Below are 14,868 nucleotides of genomic sequence, written 5' to 3'. Positions count from 1 at the left end.
GTGTCGGAGTCGGTGTTGGTGTTGGTTTCGGGGTTGGCGTCGGCGTCGGCGTTGGTGTCGGTGCCGGTGCCGGAGTCGGAGTTGGCGTCGGTGTCGGAGCCGGGGATGGTGTCGGTGTCGGCCTTGGCGAGGGCGTAGGCGTCGGAACAGGTGTCGGAGTCGGAGTCGGCACAGGCGTCGGAGCTGGAGCGGGCGTCGGAGCCGGAGTCGGTGCAGGTGCCGGAGCCGGCGAAGGACGCGGACTCGAAGCCGGACTCACACCGTCCGCTTTATCGTTATTCTGCACCGCCGCGCCCGATGCATCGTCGCCGCCACCGCCGCCGCAACCGGAAAGCCCGACGCTAGCCGTGAGCAAAGCGAAGCAAACTGTCTTGCTGAAAGTCTTCATTATTTTCTTCTTCGTAAATCGACGCGGGCCGTTACCGGACATCTTCTGCACGGACATTCGCCGGCAGCAGCCGCGGCAAAATCGCTTTGCCGAAGAAATTGCCAGGCCGGCCGACCGACTCGATCTGGAAGTCGTCGCTACGGTCGATTAACGGACCGGTGCCGCGAGGCTTACCCGCACCCGCCGGCGCCGCGCGATGAAAATAATTGCCTAGCAGCGCATTCATGTCGGGGCGCACCGGCCCCTGCCACGCGACGGCAAACACGACGTTATTGGGCAGCACGTATTCGCGAATCGTGACGCCGTCCGCGTCGCGCGCTTCACGCACGGTGTACGAGGCGGAAGCCAAAGCGGTGGGCGCGGCAACGGCGGCGGACCGCAGCCGTGACTGCGACGCTGCGCTGATCGTCGGCGCGCCGCCCAACGCCGCATAGGAAGCCAGCGGTAACATCACCGCAGCGGCGAGCGCGGCCTTCACAAGATTCATCGCAATGCTCCAGAAAACAGGTCGGAGCATGTTGCCAGCGCAGCCGTACCGGAATATGCCGACAAAGCTGAATGTGTCCTGGGAAATGGCGCAAGAAGGCGCAGCGGTAACAGCGGTAACGCCGCGCCTTCAGTGCCGCGCGAAATGGTTAGAACGCGATGAACGGTCCGGTCTGAGTGCCTACCTTCGCGTTACCCATGGCCGTATAAACGTCGCGCCCATAGAAAAACGGCAGTCCCCACAAGAACATGCTGTTCTTGTGCTGCGAGAAGTTGCTGCCGGCGTCGCTCAGCGCGTAGTAACCCGCTGAGCTTCGGCCGCCCGGATTGGCGATCGAGAACGGCACATCGAGCGGCTTGCCGGAGCCGTTGGTCGACTCCATTGTTGCGCTCAGGCGGAGCGGCGCAGCGGGCGTGTACCAGTCGCCGAGCGCGGTCGGAATGGTGTCGTCCGGAAAGGCATAGGCATTCGTGCCGCTGTCTATCAGGCTGTGGGTGAAGGCCCGGCCTTTGTACTGCGTGGTGAAACTGCCGTATTTGTCGACGGCAAGAATCGTCGCGGTGGACGGCACCTGGTTGTTCTGCTGCGTACCGATGCCGAACACCAGTTGCCCCGTCACGCTCGTCTTGCCGCCGGCCGGCACGGCGGGCAGACGGATGATCGCGCCGTTGTTGTCGGTGGCGAATGACGCGATCGGATTCCTGACCTGCTTGCCGGCCAGCATGCGCGTGCTGACGCACGAGTTCTGCGACGGGCAATAGTAGTAAAGGCCGGGAACCGCGGTGGTCAGTGCGTCCGCCGAATCGCTTGTGAAACTGTCCACACCGACAATGCCGTTCATGTTGGAGAAGTCGGCGCCGCCAATGTCGGCACCGGAGTTCGAGCAGTCGTCCGGCACCGGATAGGCGTTGTCCGAATACACCTGAATGGGAAGATTGCTCGCCGTCTTGCTGCCGATCGTGATGTCGGCGCGCTTGACCGAGCCCCACGTGTAGCCCGACGCGAACGGCATGCATTCGACAATAGGCGCCGAGCCGCTCGTGTCGTCCGCAGCGCCGACCTGCGTGAGCAGCAACGGGGCCAGCGTGGGAATCGCGCGCGCGGCGATGCGCACGCCCGTGGAGCCGGTGTCGACCAGCATGTTGTCCACGGTCACGCATTGCGGCGTGCTCTGCGTGCCCGGCACGCAGATCTTGATGGACACCTTCGGCATGTTGATGCTGCCCATCGACTTGTCGACGGTGATCGTCGCCGTGTTGTCGCCGGTTGCGGGCGGCGATGAATTCCCCGAGTCCGTGCCTGAGCCGTGCGGCGTCCAGTCCGGCGTCGCATTCCAGCCAACCGAATTGCTGCCCTGATTGTTGCTGCCGCCACTGCTGCCGCCGCCTCCACATGCCGAAAGCGCGAACACGCCAATGGCGGCCGCGAGCGAAAGCGTCTTCTTTAATGTATTCATGTCTTGTTCTCTTCGTGCCGAGCGGCGGTTATTCGAGGTCGCCGGGACGCACGCCCGCGGGCAACAGACGCGGCAGCCAGGCCATGCCGGAGAAGTTCCCCAGGCGGCCTGCGGACTCGATGCGGAAATCGTCGTTGCCTTCTATCAGCGGGCCGGAGCCGCGCACGCCGGTCTGGCCGGCGGCAACGTAGTTCGTGAAGTAGCTGCCGAGCAGCGCGCGCATGTTCGGGCGGATCGGCCCTTGCCAGGTGACGGCGAACACGACGTTGGCCGGCAGCAGGTATTCGCGGATCGTGACGCCGTTCGCGTCGACGGACTGGCGCATCGTGTAGGGCGCCGTAGCGGTGACGGCGCTGGCCGGCTGGCTGCCCGCGGCAGGGGATCCCGAAGCGGAACCCGCAACCGACTGCGACGCCGCGGCGCGCAGCACGAGCGGCGCGGAGGCGTTCGCGACGGGGGCGCCGCCAAGCGCCGCAAACGACGACAGCGGCAACAACGTTGCGGCCAGCATCGCGATCTTTATTAGTCTCATCACACGGCTCCCAGAATGAACAGAGCATGGTGCCTGTGTGGCATGCCGAAAAACCTGTGAAATTTCGCAATCAATGCGGCGAAGCGGTGCAAATCTCTTCCATAACGCGGAGCGCGTCCGTATTCTCCATTCGATGCGTTTGCAGTTGCTTGTGCAGTCGCCGCCACCGTGGTGGCTTTCGTAACACGGCAGCCGGATCATGTAGCCGGCTATCGCCAAAAATCTCAACCGGAGAAACGACCATGCCGTATGTGACAACGAAGGACAACGTCGAAATTTTCTACAAGGACTGGGGCCCGAAAGACGCGCAGCCGATCGTCTTCCATCATGGCTGGCCATTGTCTTCCGACGACTGGGATACGCAGATGCTGTTCTTCGTCCAGAAGGGCTATCGCGTGATCGCCCATGACCGGCGCGGCCACGGCCGCTCGTCGCAAGTGTCGGAAGGACACGACATGGACCACTACGCCGCGGATGCTTTCGCGGTGGTCGAAGCGCTCGACTTGCGCAACGCGGTGCACATCGGCCATTCGACGGGCGGCGGCGAGGTGGCGCGTTACGTGGCGAAGCATGGCGAGCCTTCCGGCCGCGTGGCGAAGGCGGTGCTGGTGAGCGCCGTGCCGCCGCTCATGCTCAAGACCGAGGCGAATCCCGAAGGCTTGCCGCTCGAGGTTTTCGACGGCTTTCGCGCGGCGCTTGCAGCCAATCGCGCGCAATTCTTTGTCGATGTTCCGGCGGGCCCGTTCTACGGCTTCAACCGTGCGGGCGCGACAGTCCATCAAGGCGTGATTCAGAACTGGTGGCGTCAGGGGATGATGGGCAGCGCGAAGGCCCACTATGAGGGCATCAAGGCTTTTTCGGAAACGGACCAGAGCGGGGACCTGCGCGCGATCTCGGTGCCCACGCTCGTGCTGCACGGTGAGGACGATCAGATCGTGCCGTATGCGGACGCGGCGCTGAAGTCGATCAAGCTGCTGAAGAACGGCACGCTGAAAACGTATCCGGGCTTCCCGCACGGCATGTTGACGGTGAATGCGGATGTGTTGAACGCGGATCTTCTGGCGTTCGTGCAGGCGTAGTAGCGATTGACGTGAGTCCGCGTTTCGCGGGCTCACGCTCGAGCTGGCGGAAACGAACCGCCTCTACACGATCAGTACGCGATCAGTACGTCGGAACCGACGGATCGACCTGACGCGACCAGGCGTCGATCCCGCCTTGCAGATTGAAGACGTTGGCGTGGCCGCGCGATTCGAGGAACATGGCGACCTGGGCGCTGCGCGCGCCGTGATGGCAGATGCAGACGATCTGCGCGTCGTCGTCGAGTTCCTCGCTGCGCGCGGGAATCTCGCGCATCGGAATCGACACGATGCCCGGCATCGCCGCCGTTTGAATTTCCCACGGTTCACGCACGTCGAGCAACACGGGGGCGGGGCGCGACGTGTCGGCGAGCCATTCGGCGAGTGCGGGAGCGGTCAGGTTTTGCATCAGCGGGACTTCCGTTCAAAGGACGGCGGCGCGCGCCGGCCGTCCGTGAAAAACAGGCGAATCAGAACTTGAAGCGCGGCGGCTGCACGGCGTTGACGAGCGGCTCGACATACGTCTCGAACACGTCGGCAATGCGGTACTGCTTTTCGTCGATGCGCGTGATGATCTGCGCCTTCATGACCGGCGCCGTGCCGACGAATGCCGCCAGACGGCCGCCCACTTTCAGTTGTTCGAGGATTTCCTGCGGCAGCACGGGCAGTCCGCCCGACACGCAGATCACGTCGTACGGCGCGGCGGCGGACCAGCCGCGCGCGGCGTCGCCGGTCGCCACTTCCGCGTTGAGCACGCCGTTGGCGATCAGGTTGGTTCTCGCCAGTTCGGCCAGTTCAGGTTCGATGTCCACCGTCAGCACGTGTTGCGCGCGATGCGCGAGCAGTGCCGCCATATAACCCGAGCCGGCGCCGATTTCCAGCACGCTTTCGTGCTTCTTCACCGCCAGTTCCTGCAGCGTGCGCGCTTCGACGCGCGGCGCCAGCATGTGCTGGCCGGCCGGCAGCGGCACTTCGAAGTCGACGAAGGCCAGTTCGTGGTACGCGGCGGGGACGAAGTTTTCACGCTTGACGATCGACAGCAGATTCAGCACGTCCTGGTCGAGCACTTCCCAGGGGCGGATCTGCTGTTCGATCATGTTGAAACGCGCTTGCTCGATGTTCATGGTGGATTGGCGGTTCTGGTTTGCAAGTTTTGCGATTTATCCGCTGCGCGGGCGCCTGGGCATGAGCCTCGGCATTGAAGCCGGCAGGCAGGCACGGCAGGGTAACTGCGGGATTGTACCAAATGGCGCCGGGGTTCCGGGCCAGGGCGCGCAGCGCGGCGCGGCTGCTTTTGTCCGCGTTGCCCCGCTGCTGCCCGCCGTTGCCCCCGTGTTAATCCCTAGCAATCTGGGCTTGCACTTCGGGCTGTCATCGCTCAAAAATGTAATCGATTACATTCTGGAGCCGCGTCCGTGTCGAGACCGACGTCGAAAGCGAAGCCTGTGGAAAGCGCTGCCACACGCGCAGCCGCAGTCACGCCCGCGCCCGAAGGTTTGTCGATCGCCGGCGTCGCGCGGCAGGCGGGCGTTTCCGTCGCCACCGTATCGCGCGTGCTGAACGCGCACGAGAACGTGCGGCCCGCGACCCGTGACAAGGTGCTGGCCGCCATCGACGCAAGCGGCTATCGCGTCAACGAACTCGCGCGCAATCTGCGAACCGCGGAAAGCCGCCTGCTGCTGACGATGGTCCCCGACTTCGGCAATCCGTTTTACGCGGAGATCGTGCGCGGCATCGACAGCATCGCGCGTCAGCACGGCTACTTCATGCTTCTGTGCGATACCGGCGCCGACCCCGGCCGCGAGCGCAGCTACTTTGATCTGCTGCGCCGCCGCCGCGCGGACGGCGCGATCTGCCTCGATCCCGCGACGATCCAGCAGGCGCTCGGCGAAGCGTCGAGCGCGCTGCCGTGGGTCGCGTGCTGCGAGTTCGATCCGGCGATGGGCGTGCCGTATGTGGGCATCGACAACTATCGGGCCGCGGGCGACGCCGTGCGGCATCTGCTCGCGCGCGGCCACCGGCGCATCGGCCTCATCAATTCGGACGTCGACTACCTGTACGCGCGGCAGCGTCAGCAAGGTTATCTCGATGCGCTGACCGAGGCGGGCATCGAGCCGCTCGACGGCTGGCGCATGAATCTGAACAGTCTCGACTACGAGGCGGGCGCGTCGGCGGCGGTTTCGCTGATGCTGCCGAGGCAAAGGCGGGGACAAGGACAAACGGAGCCGCCGAGCGCGATCTTCGCCGTCTCCGACACGCTCGCGACCGGCGTCCTGCACGGCTTGCGCAGCATCGGCAAACGCGTGCCGCAGGATGTCGCCGTGGTCGGCTTCGACGACATCTCCATCGCCGCGCAAGTCGATCCGCCGCTCACCACCATCGCCCAGCCGATGCGCGAACTCGGCGAGACCGCCGCGCGTCTGCTGTTGCAGCGGCTCGCGAATCCGTTGGCGAACGTGCCGGGCGTGCTGCTGCCGCATCGGCTCGTGATTCGCGGGAGCACCTGAGCCATGAGTCTCGCGATCCGCTTCGACGACATCCGCAAGGACTTCGGCCCTGTGCGCGTGCTGCACGGCGTGAGCTTCGATCTCGCGCCGGGGCGCATCTACGGTTTGCTCGGCGAGAACGGCGCGGGCAAGTCGACGCTGATGAAAATTCTCGCCGGCTACGAAACCGCGACGTCGGGCACGTTGCTGGTCGACGGCCATGCGCAACACTTCGCCGGTTCGCGCGACGCCGAAGCGCAAGGCATCGTGCTGATTCACCAGGAGTTCAACCTCGCCGAGCATCTGACGATTGCGCAGAACATGTACCTCGGCCACGAGAAGCGGCGCGGCTGGTTCGTCGACGACGCCGCGATGCGCGCCGAAGCCGCGCGTTATCTCGCGCAGGTGGGTCTCGACAAGGCGCCGGATACGAAGGTGCGCGAGCTGATCGTCGCGGAAAAGCAGATGGTGGAGATCGCGAAGGCGCTGTCGCGCCGCGCGCGTCTGCTCATCATGGACGAGCCGACCGCTACGCTCACGCCGTCCGAAACCGAGCGGCTTTTCACGCTGATGGCGAAGCTGAAGGCCGACGGCGCGACCATCGTCTACATCTCGCACAAGCTCGATGAAGTCGAGCGCATCACCGACGAAGTGATCGTGATGCGCGACGGCCGCTTCGTCGCGCGCAACGAAACGGCGGCGCTTGCGCGGCAGCAGATGGCGAACCTGATGGTCGGCCGCGACGTGTCCGACATGTTCCCCGACAAGATCACCGTGTCCGCGAGCGCGCCGGTCGCGCTCAAAGTGGAAGGGCTCGTGGTGCCGGAGTGGGTCGACGATCTGAGCTTCGACGTGCGCGCCGGCGAAGTGCTCGGCTTCGCCGGACTCGTCGGCGCGGGCCGCACCGAAGCCTTCGAAGCGATCATCGGTTTGCGCAAGCGCACCGCGGGGCGCATCGAAATCGCCGGGCATGCCGTCGATCTGAAAAGCCCGCGCGATGCGATGCGTCACGGCCTCACGTATCTCAGCGAGGACCGCAAGGGCAAGGGCCTGCATGTGAACCTGAGCCTGCAGGACAACGTCACGCTGATGACGCTCGAACGCTACGCGCATCCGCTGCTCGATATGAAGGCGGGCCGCGACGCGTTGAAGCATGCGGTGAGCGAATTCGGCATACGCACGGGCGATCTGTCGAGCCGCGCGCGCATGCTCTCGGGCGGCAATCAGCAGAAGCTCGCGCTCGCCAAGTTTCTGCAGCCGGAGCCCGACGTGATCGTGCTCGACGAACCGACGCGCGGCGTCGACGTCGGCGCAAAACGCGACATCTATTTCCTGATTCATCGTCTCGCCGCGCAAGGCCGCGCGGTGATCGTCATTTCATCCGAACTGATCGAGCTGATCGGCTTGTGCCATCGCGTCGCCGTGATGCGCGCGGGACGTCTGCAAGCCACGCTCACGCTCGACCATCTGACCGAAGAGGAGTTGATCGCTCATGCGACCGGCACCCACTGAAGCCGTGCAATCCGGCCGCGCGTTGCGCTTCGCGCATCGTCTGTATGCGCTTGGGCCGTTCGCCGGCCTGATCGCGCTGTGCATCGCCGGCACGCTGCTGAACCGCGACTTCGCCACGCTCGACAACATGATGAACGTGCTCACGCGCACGTCGTTCATCGGCATCATCGCGGTCGGCATGACGTTCGTGATCATCTCGGGCGGCATCGATCTGTCGGTCGGCTCGATGGCCGCGCTGATCGCGGGCAGCATGATCTGGCTGATGAACGGGCTCGCCGCGGGCGTCGGCGGCCATACGTTCCCGCCGCTCGTCATCGTCACGTTGGGCATCGCATTCGCGCTCGTACTCGGCGGACTGTTCGGCTGCGCGCACGGTTTGCTGATCACTAAAGGACGCATCGAGCCGTTCATCGTCACGCTGGGCACGCTCGGCATCTTTCGCGCGGTGCTGACTTGGCTCGCCGACGGCGGCGCGCTGACGCTCGATAATTCGTTATCCGATCTTTATGGGCCGGTTTATTACGCGAGCCTCTTCGGCGTGCCGGTGCCGATCTGGGTGTTTCTCGTGACGGCCGCAGGCGGTGCGCTGATTCTCAACCGCACCGCATTTGGCCGGCACGTGCAGGCGATCGGCTCCAATGAACAGGTCGCGCGCTATGCGGCGATACGCGTCGACACGGTGAAGATCGTCACGTATGTGCTGCTCGGCATCTGCGTCGGCGTGGCCACGGTGCTGTACGTGCCGCGCCTCGGCTCGGCGACGCCGACCACCGGCCTGCTGTGGGAGCTGGAGGCGATTGCGTCGGTGGTCGTCGGCGGAACGGCGCTCAAGGGCGGCGAAGGACGCGTGGTCGGCACCGTGGTCGGCGCAATCCTGCTGTCGGTGATCGCCAACATTCTGAATCTCACCAGCATCATCAGCGTGTATCTGAACGCGGCGGTGCAGGGCGTGGTGATTATCTTCGTCGCGTTCGTTCAACGCGGAAGGCGGTAGCGATTCACGGTGATTCACGGTGAAACAACGGAAGGGGCGCACGATCGCCTCACAACATCAGATAGGAGACACACCATGAAGCAGGTCATTCGAGCGATCGGCGCCGGCATGCTGGCGTTGGGCATAGTGAGCACGGCGGGCATCGCGCGCGCCGACGACAAGGTCACGCTGGGCGTCGCGATTCCAACCGCCGATCACGGCTTCACGGGCGGCATCGTCTGGTGGGCCAACAAGGCGAAGGCCGATCTTGAGAAAGAACATCCGAATCTGAAAGTGATCGTCAAGACCGCGGCCGGCTCGCCCGAGCAGGCCAACCAGTTGCAGGATCTCGTGACCGTCAACAAGATCAATGCGCTCGTGATTTTCCCGTTCGAATCGGCGTCGCTCACGCAACCGGTCGCGCAGGTGAAGAAGAAGGGCGTGTATGTGACGGTGGTGGACCGCGGCCTGACCGACACCAGCGCGCAGGATGCATACGTGGCCGGCGACAACACCGCGTTCGGCAGAATCCCCGCTGAATTTCTGGCGAAAGCGCTGGACGGCAAGGGCGACATCGTCGCGCTGCGCGGCATTCCGACCACGCTCGACAACGAACGCTGGACCGCTTTCACCGGCGTATTGAAGGGCTATCCGAACATCAAGATTCTCGACGCGAAATACGCGAACTGGAATCGCGACGACGCGTTCAAGGTGATGCAGGATTACCTCACGCGCTTCAAGCACATCGACGCCGTCTGGGCCGCCGACGACGACATGGCGGTCGGCGTGCTGAAGGCCATCGACCAGGCGAAGCGCAGCGACGTCAAGATCGTATTCGGCGGCGCGGGCTCGAAGGGCATGGTGAAGAACGTGATGGACGGCGCGCCGCTCATCAAGGCCGACGTGTCGTACTCGCCGAAATTCATCTACGACGCGATCAAGCTCACCGCCGAGGCGCGTCTCAAAGGCGAGAAGCTGCCGGCCACGACGATCATTCCTTCGGTGCTCATCACGAAGGAAAACGCGCAGCAGTTCTACTTCCCCGATTCGCCGTTCTGATCGTGAAGCGCGGCCCTCGTTAATGGGTAGATCAACCCAGGATCAAAGGAACCCAAGGTTAAAGGAACCCAACGATGAAAACCATCAAAGGTCCGGCGATTTTTCTCGCTCAGTTCATGGGCGACGAGGCGCCGTTCGACAATCTCGCGCACCTGGCCAGTTGGGCCGCGAGTCTCGGCTTCAAGGGCATTCAGGTGCCGTGCGATGCGCGCCTGATCGATCTCGAACAGGCCGCTTCGAGTCAGTCGTATTGCGACGAGTTGCGCGAGACCGTGGACAACGCGGGCGTGACGATCACCGAGTTGTCGACGCATCTGCAAGGGCAACTCGTGGCCGTGCATCCCGCGTACGACACGTTATTCGACGGCTTTGCGGCGGCTCACGTGCGCGGCAATCCGTCAGCGCGCACCGAATGGGCCATCGAGCAATTGAAGCTCGCCGCGAAGGCGTCGCAGCGTCTCGGCCTCGATGCGCATGTGTCGTTTTCCGGCGCGCTCGCGTGGCCGTATCTGTACCCGTGGCCGCAGCGTCCGGCCGGTCTGGTCGAAGCCGCATTCGACGAACTCGCGCGCCGCTGGACGCCGATTCTCGACGCATTCGACGCCGCCGGCGTGAACGTCTGCTACGAGCTGCATCCGGGCGAAGACCTGCACGACGGCGTGACCTTCGAGCGTTTTCTCGATGCAGTGAGGCAGCATCCGCGCGCGAACATTCTCTACGATCCGAGCCATTTCGTTTTGCAGCAGCTCGACTACCTCGCGTTCATCGACATCTATCACGAGCGCATCAAGGCGTTTCATGTGAAGGACGCGGAATTCCGGCCGAACGGCAAGCAGGGCGTGTATGGCGGCTATAGCGGCTGGGTCGAGCGCGCGGGGCGTTTTCGTTCGCTCGGCGACGGGCAGATCGACTTTCGCGCGATCTTCTCGAAGATGGCGCAATACGATTTCCCCGGCTGGGCAGTGCTCGAATGGGAATGCGCGCTCAAGCATCCTCACGACGGCGCGCGCGAAGGCGCGCAGTTCATTCGCGAGCACATTATCCGCGTGGCCGAACATGCATTCGACGACTTCGCGGGCAGCGGCGTCGACGCGGCGCAATTAAAACGCGTGCTCGGCATTTGAGCGTAGGTAAGCGCAGTGCAACGACAGCAACGACAGGCGAAAGGAAGAAGCGCGATGCCATACAAGAGACTCAGAAGACTCAGGCTCGGGATGGTCGGCGGCGGGCAGGGCGCGTTCATCGGCGCAGTGCATCGGATCGCTGCGCGGCTCGACGATCGCTTCGAACTGGTGGCGGGCGCGTTGTCGTCCGATCCCGAGCGCGCGCGTCAGAGCGCGGCGGAAGCGGGCATCGGGCGCAGCTACGACGACTGGCGCGAGATGGCGCGCGTGGAAGCGGCACGCGATGACGGCATCGACGCCGTCGCTATCGTCACGCCGAATCATCTGCATGCGCCGGTCGCGACCGCGTTTCTCGAAGCCGGCATCCATGTGGTGTGTGACAAGCCGCTCGCCATTTCGCTCGCCGAAGGCGAAGCGCTGGCGAAACTCGCGCGCGAGAAGAACCGGCTCTTTGCGCTGACGCACACCTACTCCGGCTATCCATTGGTGCGCCACGCACGCGAGATGATCGAAGCGGGCGAACTCGGCCAGATTCGCGTCGTGCAGGTCGAATACGCGCAAGACTGGCTGGCCGAACCGATTGAAAACGGCGGCCTGAACAAGCAGGCCGGCTGGCGCACGGACCCGGCGTTGGCGGGGCCGGCAGGTTGTCTCGGCGATATCGGCACGCATGCTTATCAGCTTGCCGCGTTCGTCACGGGCATGACGCCCGTCGCGCTTTCCGCGGAGTTGCATACGTTCGTGCCTGGACGCCGCATCGACGATCATGTGCAGGCCATGCTGCGCTACGCGAACGGCGCGCGCGGCATGCTGTGGGCGAGCCAGGTCGCGAGCGGCGCGGAGAATGCATTGCGTCTGCGCGTGTACGGAACCAAGGCGAGCCTCGCATTCGATCAGGAGCAGCCCAACGAATTGTGGTTCACGCCGCTTGGCGCAGCAGCGCAGCGTTTGACGCGCGCACGCGTGAGCGGCGCGAGCGCGGCCCATGCGACGCGTGTGCCGGCGGGTCATCCCGAAGGTTATCTGGAAGCGTTCGCGCAGTTGTACAAGGACGCGGCGTTGCAGATCGAGGCGCTGAACGAGGGCCGCGCGCTGCCGCCGGAAAGTCTCTTGCTGACAACGGTGGATGACGGCGTGGCGGGTCTGCGTTTTATCGACGCCGTGCTGGCGAGCAGCGCGGCCGATGGTCAGTGGCGCGAGATTGCGCCGTAACCGTTCTAGCCGCCTTTGCTCTTCTTGATCTGGGCTTCGAATGCGATATCGAGCTTGCTTGCCTTGCGAGGCTTGGGCGGGCCGTATGCGTCGACGAACTTGACGAAGTCGTCCAGCGTGAGCGGGTCGGAGACTTTCTTGTCGGAGCCGCCTGATTTGTCGACGAGATAAAAGAGGCCGCCCGAGAGGCTGATCGCGGCGAACTGCGGATTGCCGCTGCGCGTTTTCAGGCGCTCGACGGCGTGGATGGCTCGCGTGGTGCGCATGGTGTGGTAATGCCGGTCGGTTGAAGACTACTACTTTAACAATTTCGTGGCGGCGGTTAAGTTACGCGTGAAGCGCCGCTCCACGCGTAACCGTCGCTTGTTAGACGCTTACTGGCTCAGGTACACGAACTTGCCGTTCTTAATGATGCCCATCACGCTCGCGCGCTGATCCAGTCCGACGTGATCCTTCGCGCTCGTGCTCACGACGCCGTTTGGCACCACCAGTTCATGGGCGTGCTCGAGTTCGTTGCGCAGCGCCACGCGGAAAGCCTGCGTTCCCGGTTGCGCCGTCTTCAGCGCGCGCGTGACCGCATCCTGTAGGCGCGGATAGACGCCCGCTGCATCGCCCGCGAATTGCGTGACGCTGCCTGCGCCGTACTTCGCTTCATAGTCGTTCGCGAACGCGAGCGCCGCTTTTTTCGCGGGATGATCCGCCGGCAACGTGCGCGCGACGACGACCGGCTGCGTCGGAAACAGCGTGCCTTCGACGTCCTTGCCGCCCAGCTTGATGAACTCCGGCGTCGCGATGCCGTGCGTCTGATAGATCGGCCCTTTATACCCGCGCTCGATCAGCGTGCGCTGCGGCAGCACCGTCGGCGTGCCCGCGCCGGCGATCAGAATCGCGTCGGGCTTCGCGGCCATCAGCTTGAGAATCTGGCCGGTGACGCTCGCGTCGGTGCGGTTATAGCGCTCGGTCGCGACCAGTTGAATGTGGCGCAGCGCGGCAAACTTGCTGAACTCGTTGAGCCAGCTTTCGCCGTAGCCGTCCGCGAAACCGATGAAGCCCACCGTCTTCACATTATGGTTCGACATGTAGCGCGTCATCACGTCGGCCATCGCGCTGTCGGTCTGCGCCATCTTGTACGCCCACACCTTCTTGCCTTCCTGCGGCTCGACCACGCTTGCCGAGCCGATCAGCGTGATCATCGGCGTCTGGCTTTCGGCGACCGGATCGAGCGCGGCCATCGCGGCCGGCGTGATGTTCGGGCCGACGATCACGTCGACGTGGTCTTCGTTGATCAGCTTGCGGATATTGCGCACGGCGGCGCCTGGGTCCGACGCGTCGTCGAGAAAAATATAGTCGGCTTTCTGGCCGGCGATCGTGGCCGGCCACATCAGCATCGCGTTCTTGCTGGTGATGCCGATCACGGCGGCCGGGCCGGTGCTCGACAGGTCGATGCCGACCTTGATGTCGGCCTGCGCGGCGGTGGCGAGCAAGAGCGCGCCGAGAGCGGCGAGGCCGCGAAGTCTGTTTTTATGCGACGTCATCGATAGGTCTCCGTAGCGGACAAAGCAAAGCGCGTTGGTCAAATCAAAGTTCGTAGGTTTCGTGTTCGCCCTTGAGCGCCTGTTCGATCAGCCTGCGGTTCAGGCCCGGCGACAGAAGCTCGACCAGCGTATACACATAGCTGCGCAGATACGCGCCGTGCTTGAGCGCGACCCGCGTCACGTTGCTGCCGAACAGGTGGCCGACCGGCATCGCGCGCAGATGACGGTCGCGCTCGGCGTTGAACGCGATATCCGCCATGATGCCGACGCCGAGGCCGAGTTCGACATAGGTTTTGATCACGTCGGCGTCGATCGCCTCGAGCACGATGTCCGGATGCAGCGCGCGCAGCCGGAACGCCTCGTTGATCTTGGTGCGGCCGGCGAACGCGTTGTCGTAGGTGATCAGCGGATACTGCGTCAGATCGTCCAGCGACAACAGCTTGCGGTCGAGCAGCGGGTGATCCGGCTGCATCACCGCGACGTGATGCCACTGGAAGCACGGCAGCGAGACGAGTTCTTTATAGTTGGAGATCGCCTCGGTGGCGATGCAGAGGTCCGCCTGGTCGTGCAGCACCATCTCGGCCACTTGCGTCGGGCTGCCTTGCAGAATCGAAAGGTGAACCTTCGGGAAGCGTTTCTTGAACTCGGCGATGGCGGCGGGCAGCGAATAGCGCGCCTGCGTGTGCGTGGCCGCGATCACCAGGTTGCCCTGATCCTGCGCCGCGTAGTCCTTGCCGACGCGCTTCAGGCTCTCGACTTCCTGCAAAATACGCTCGACCGACTGGAGGATGATGCGCCCCGGTTCGGTCAGCGAACGCACGCGCTTGCCGTGGCGCGTGAAGATTTCCACGCCCAGCTCGTCCTCGAGCTCGATGATCGCCTTGGAAACCCCCGGCTGGCTTGTAAACAGCGCCTTGGCCGCTTCGGTCAGATTGAAGTTCTGCCGCACAGCCTCGCGGACGAAGCGGAACTGATGCAGGTTCATATATAACCTCTCCGCATATCAAAAGAATTTTTTAGTCGTTTGA

The 14,868-nt window shown here is 64.0% G+C and carries 15 protein-coding genes; 7 read left to right on the top strand and 8 right to left on the bottom strand.

Going from position 1 to position 14,868, the window contains the following annotated elements:
* Positions 1–419: 419 nt before the first annotated feature.
* From P0D87_RS16980 to P0D87_RS16970, 3 genes are all read right to left on the bottom strand, one after another.
* Positions 420–875: a DUF2844 domain-containing protein gene (locus P0D87_RS16980; protein WP_408636962.1), complete on the bottom strand. Its 456-nt coding sequence runs from the start codon at positions 873–875 to the stop codon at positions 420–422.
* A gap of 148 nt (positions 876–1,023) precedes the next feature.
* Entirely contained in the window at positions 1,024–2,331 is a 1,308-nt protein-coding gene (locus tag P0D87_RS16975) for a DUF3443 domain-containing protein (RefSeq protein ID WP_053857656.1), read from the bottom strand.
* 28 nt (positions 2,332–2,359) lie between these two features.
* The gene (locus P0D87_RS16970) at positions 2,360–2,863 is read right to left on the bottom strand and encodes a DUF2844 domain-containing protein (RefSeq protein WP_053857657.1); all 504 of its coding nucleotides are present in this window, start codon (positions 2,861–2,863) and stop codon (positions 2,360–2,362) included.
* A gap of 242 nt (positions 2,864–3,105) precedes the next feature.
* On the opposite strand from P0D87_RS16970, the gene P0D87_RS16965 reads away from it, so the two are divergent.
* Positions 3,106–3,942, top strand: a complete 837-nt coding sequence (locus tag P0D87_RS16965; RefSeq protein WP_006048575.1) for an alpha/beta fold hydrolase — start codon at positions 3,106–3,108, stop codon at positions 3,940–3,942.
* An 82-nt stretch (positions 3,943–4,024) separates the two neighbouring features.
* Here P0D87_RS16965 and P0D87_RS16960 read toward each other — a convergent pair whose 3' ends face one another.
* Both P0D87_RS16960 and P0D87_RS16955 read right to left on the bottom strand, forming a co-directional pair.
* Entirely contained in the window at positions 4,025–4,348 is a 324-nt protein-coding gene (locus P0D87_RS16960) for a rhodanese-like domain-containing protein (protein WP_006048574.1), read from the bottom strand.
* Between the two features lie 61 nt (positions 4,349–4,409).
* The gene (locus P0D87_RS16955) at positions 4,410–5,063 is read right to left on the bottom strand and encodes a protein-L-isoaspartate O-methyltransferase family protein (RefSeq protein WP_006048573.1); all 654 of its coding nucleotides are present in this window, start codon (positions 5,061–5,063) and stop codon (positions 4,410–4,412) included.
* Positions 5,064–5,384: 321 nt separating this feature from the next.
* On the opposite strand from P0D87_RS16955, the gene P0D87_RS16950 reads away from it, so the two are divergent.
* From P0D87_RS16950 to P0D87_RS16925, 6 genes are all read left to right on the top strand, one after another.
* Positions 5,385–6,446, top strand: coding sequence for a LacI family DNA-binding transcriptional regulator (locus tag P0D87_RS16950; RefSeq protein ID WP_053858968.1), 1,062 nt, complete (start codon positions 5,385–5,387; stop codon positions 6,444–6,446).
* Positions 6,447–6,449: 3 nt separating this feature from the next.
* Positions 6,450–7,937, top strand: a complete 1,488-nt coding sequence (locus tag P0D87_RS16945) for a sugar ABC transporter ATP-binding protein (protein ID WP_053857658.1) — start codon at positions 6,450–6,452, stop codon at positions 7,935–7,937.
* Entirely contained in the window at positions 7,918–8,931 is a 1,014-nt protein-coding gene (locus P0D87_RS16940) for an ABC transporter permease (RefSeq protein WP_006048570.1), read from the top strand. The genes P0D87_RS16945 and P0D87_RS16940 overlap by 20 nt, the downstream gene beginning before the upstream one ends.
* A gap of 75 nt (positions 8,932–9,006) precedes the next feature.
* On the top strand, positions 9,007–9,969 hold the full coding sequence (locus tag P0D87_RS16935) for a substrate-binding domain-containing protein (protein WP_006048569.1): 963 nt from the start codon (positions 9,007–9,009) through the stop codon (positions 9,967–9,969).
* Between the two features lie 74 nt (positions 9,970–10,043).
* A complete protein-coding gene (locus tag P0D87_RS16930; RefSeq protein WP_053857659.1) occupies positions 10,044–11,093 on the top strand; it encodes a sugar phosphate isomerase/epimerase family protein in 1,050 nt (349 codons plus the stop codon).
* A 54-nt stretch (positions 11,094–11,147) separates the two neighbouring features.
* Positions 11,148–12,305 carry a Gfo/Idh/MocA family protein gene (locus tag P0D87_RS16925; RefSeq protein ID WP_053857660.1) on the top strand — a complete coding sequence of 386 codons (1,158 nt, stop codon included), beginning with the start codon at positions 11,148–11,150 and terminating at the stop codon, positions 12,303–12,305.
* 5 nt (positions 12,306–12,310) lie between these two features.
* Here P0D87_RS16925 and P0D87_RS16920 read toward each other — a convergent pair whose 3' ends face one another.
* The 3 genes from P0D87_RS16920 to P0D87_RS16910 all read right to left on the bottom strand — a co-directional run bounded on the left by P0D87_RS16920 (position 12,311) and on the right by P0D87_RS16910 (position 14,825).
* Positions 12,311–12,571, bottom strand: coding sequence for a hypothetical protein (locus tag P0D87_RS16920; RefSeq protein ID WP_006048566.1), 261 nt, complete (start codon positions 12,569–12,571; stop codon positions 12,311–12,313).
* A 108-nt stretch (positions 12,572–12,679) separates the two neighbouring features.
* Positions 12,680–13,840 carry an ABC transporter substrate-binding protein gene (locus tag P0D87_RS16915; protein WP_053857661.1) on the bottom strand — a complete coding sequence of 387 codons (1,161 nt, stop codon included), beginning with the start codon at positions 13,838–13,840 and terminating at the stop codon, positions 12,680–12,682.
* A 43-nt stretch (positions 13,841–13,883) separates the two neighbouring features.
* The gene (locus P0D87_RS16910; RefSeq protein ID WP_029971106.1) at positions 13,884–14,825 is read right to left on the bottom strand and encodes a CysB family HTH-type transcriptional regulator; all 942 of its coding nucleotides are present in this window, start codon (positions 14,823–14,825) and stop codon (positions 13,884–13,886) included.
* Positions 14,826–14,868 lie beyond the last annotated feature (43 nt).

The organism is Paraburkholderia sp. RL17-368-BIF-A (genome assembly GCF_046054045.1).
In the GTDB taxonomy this organism is placed as follows: Bacteria; Pseudomonadota; Gammaproteobacteria; order Burkholderiales; family Burkholderiaceae; genus Paraburkholderia; species Paraburkholderia graminis.
This window is presented reverse-complemented; position numbering and strand designations above follow the sequence as displayed.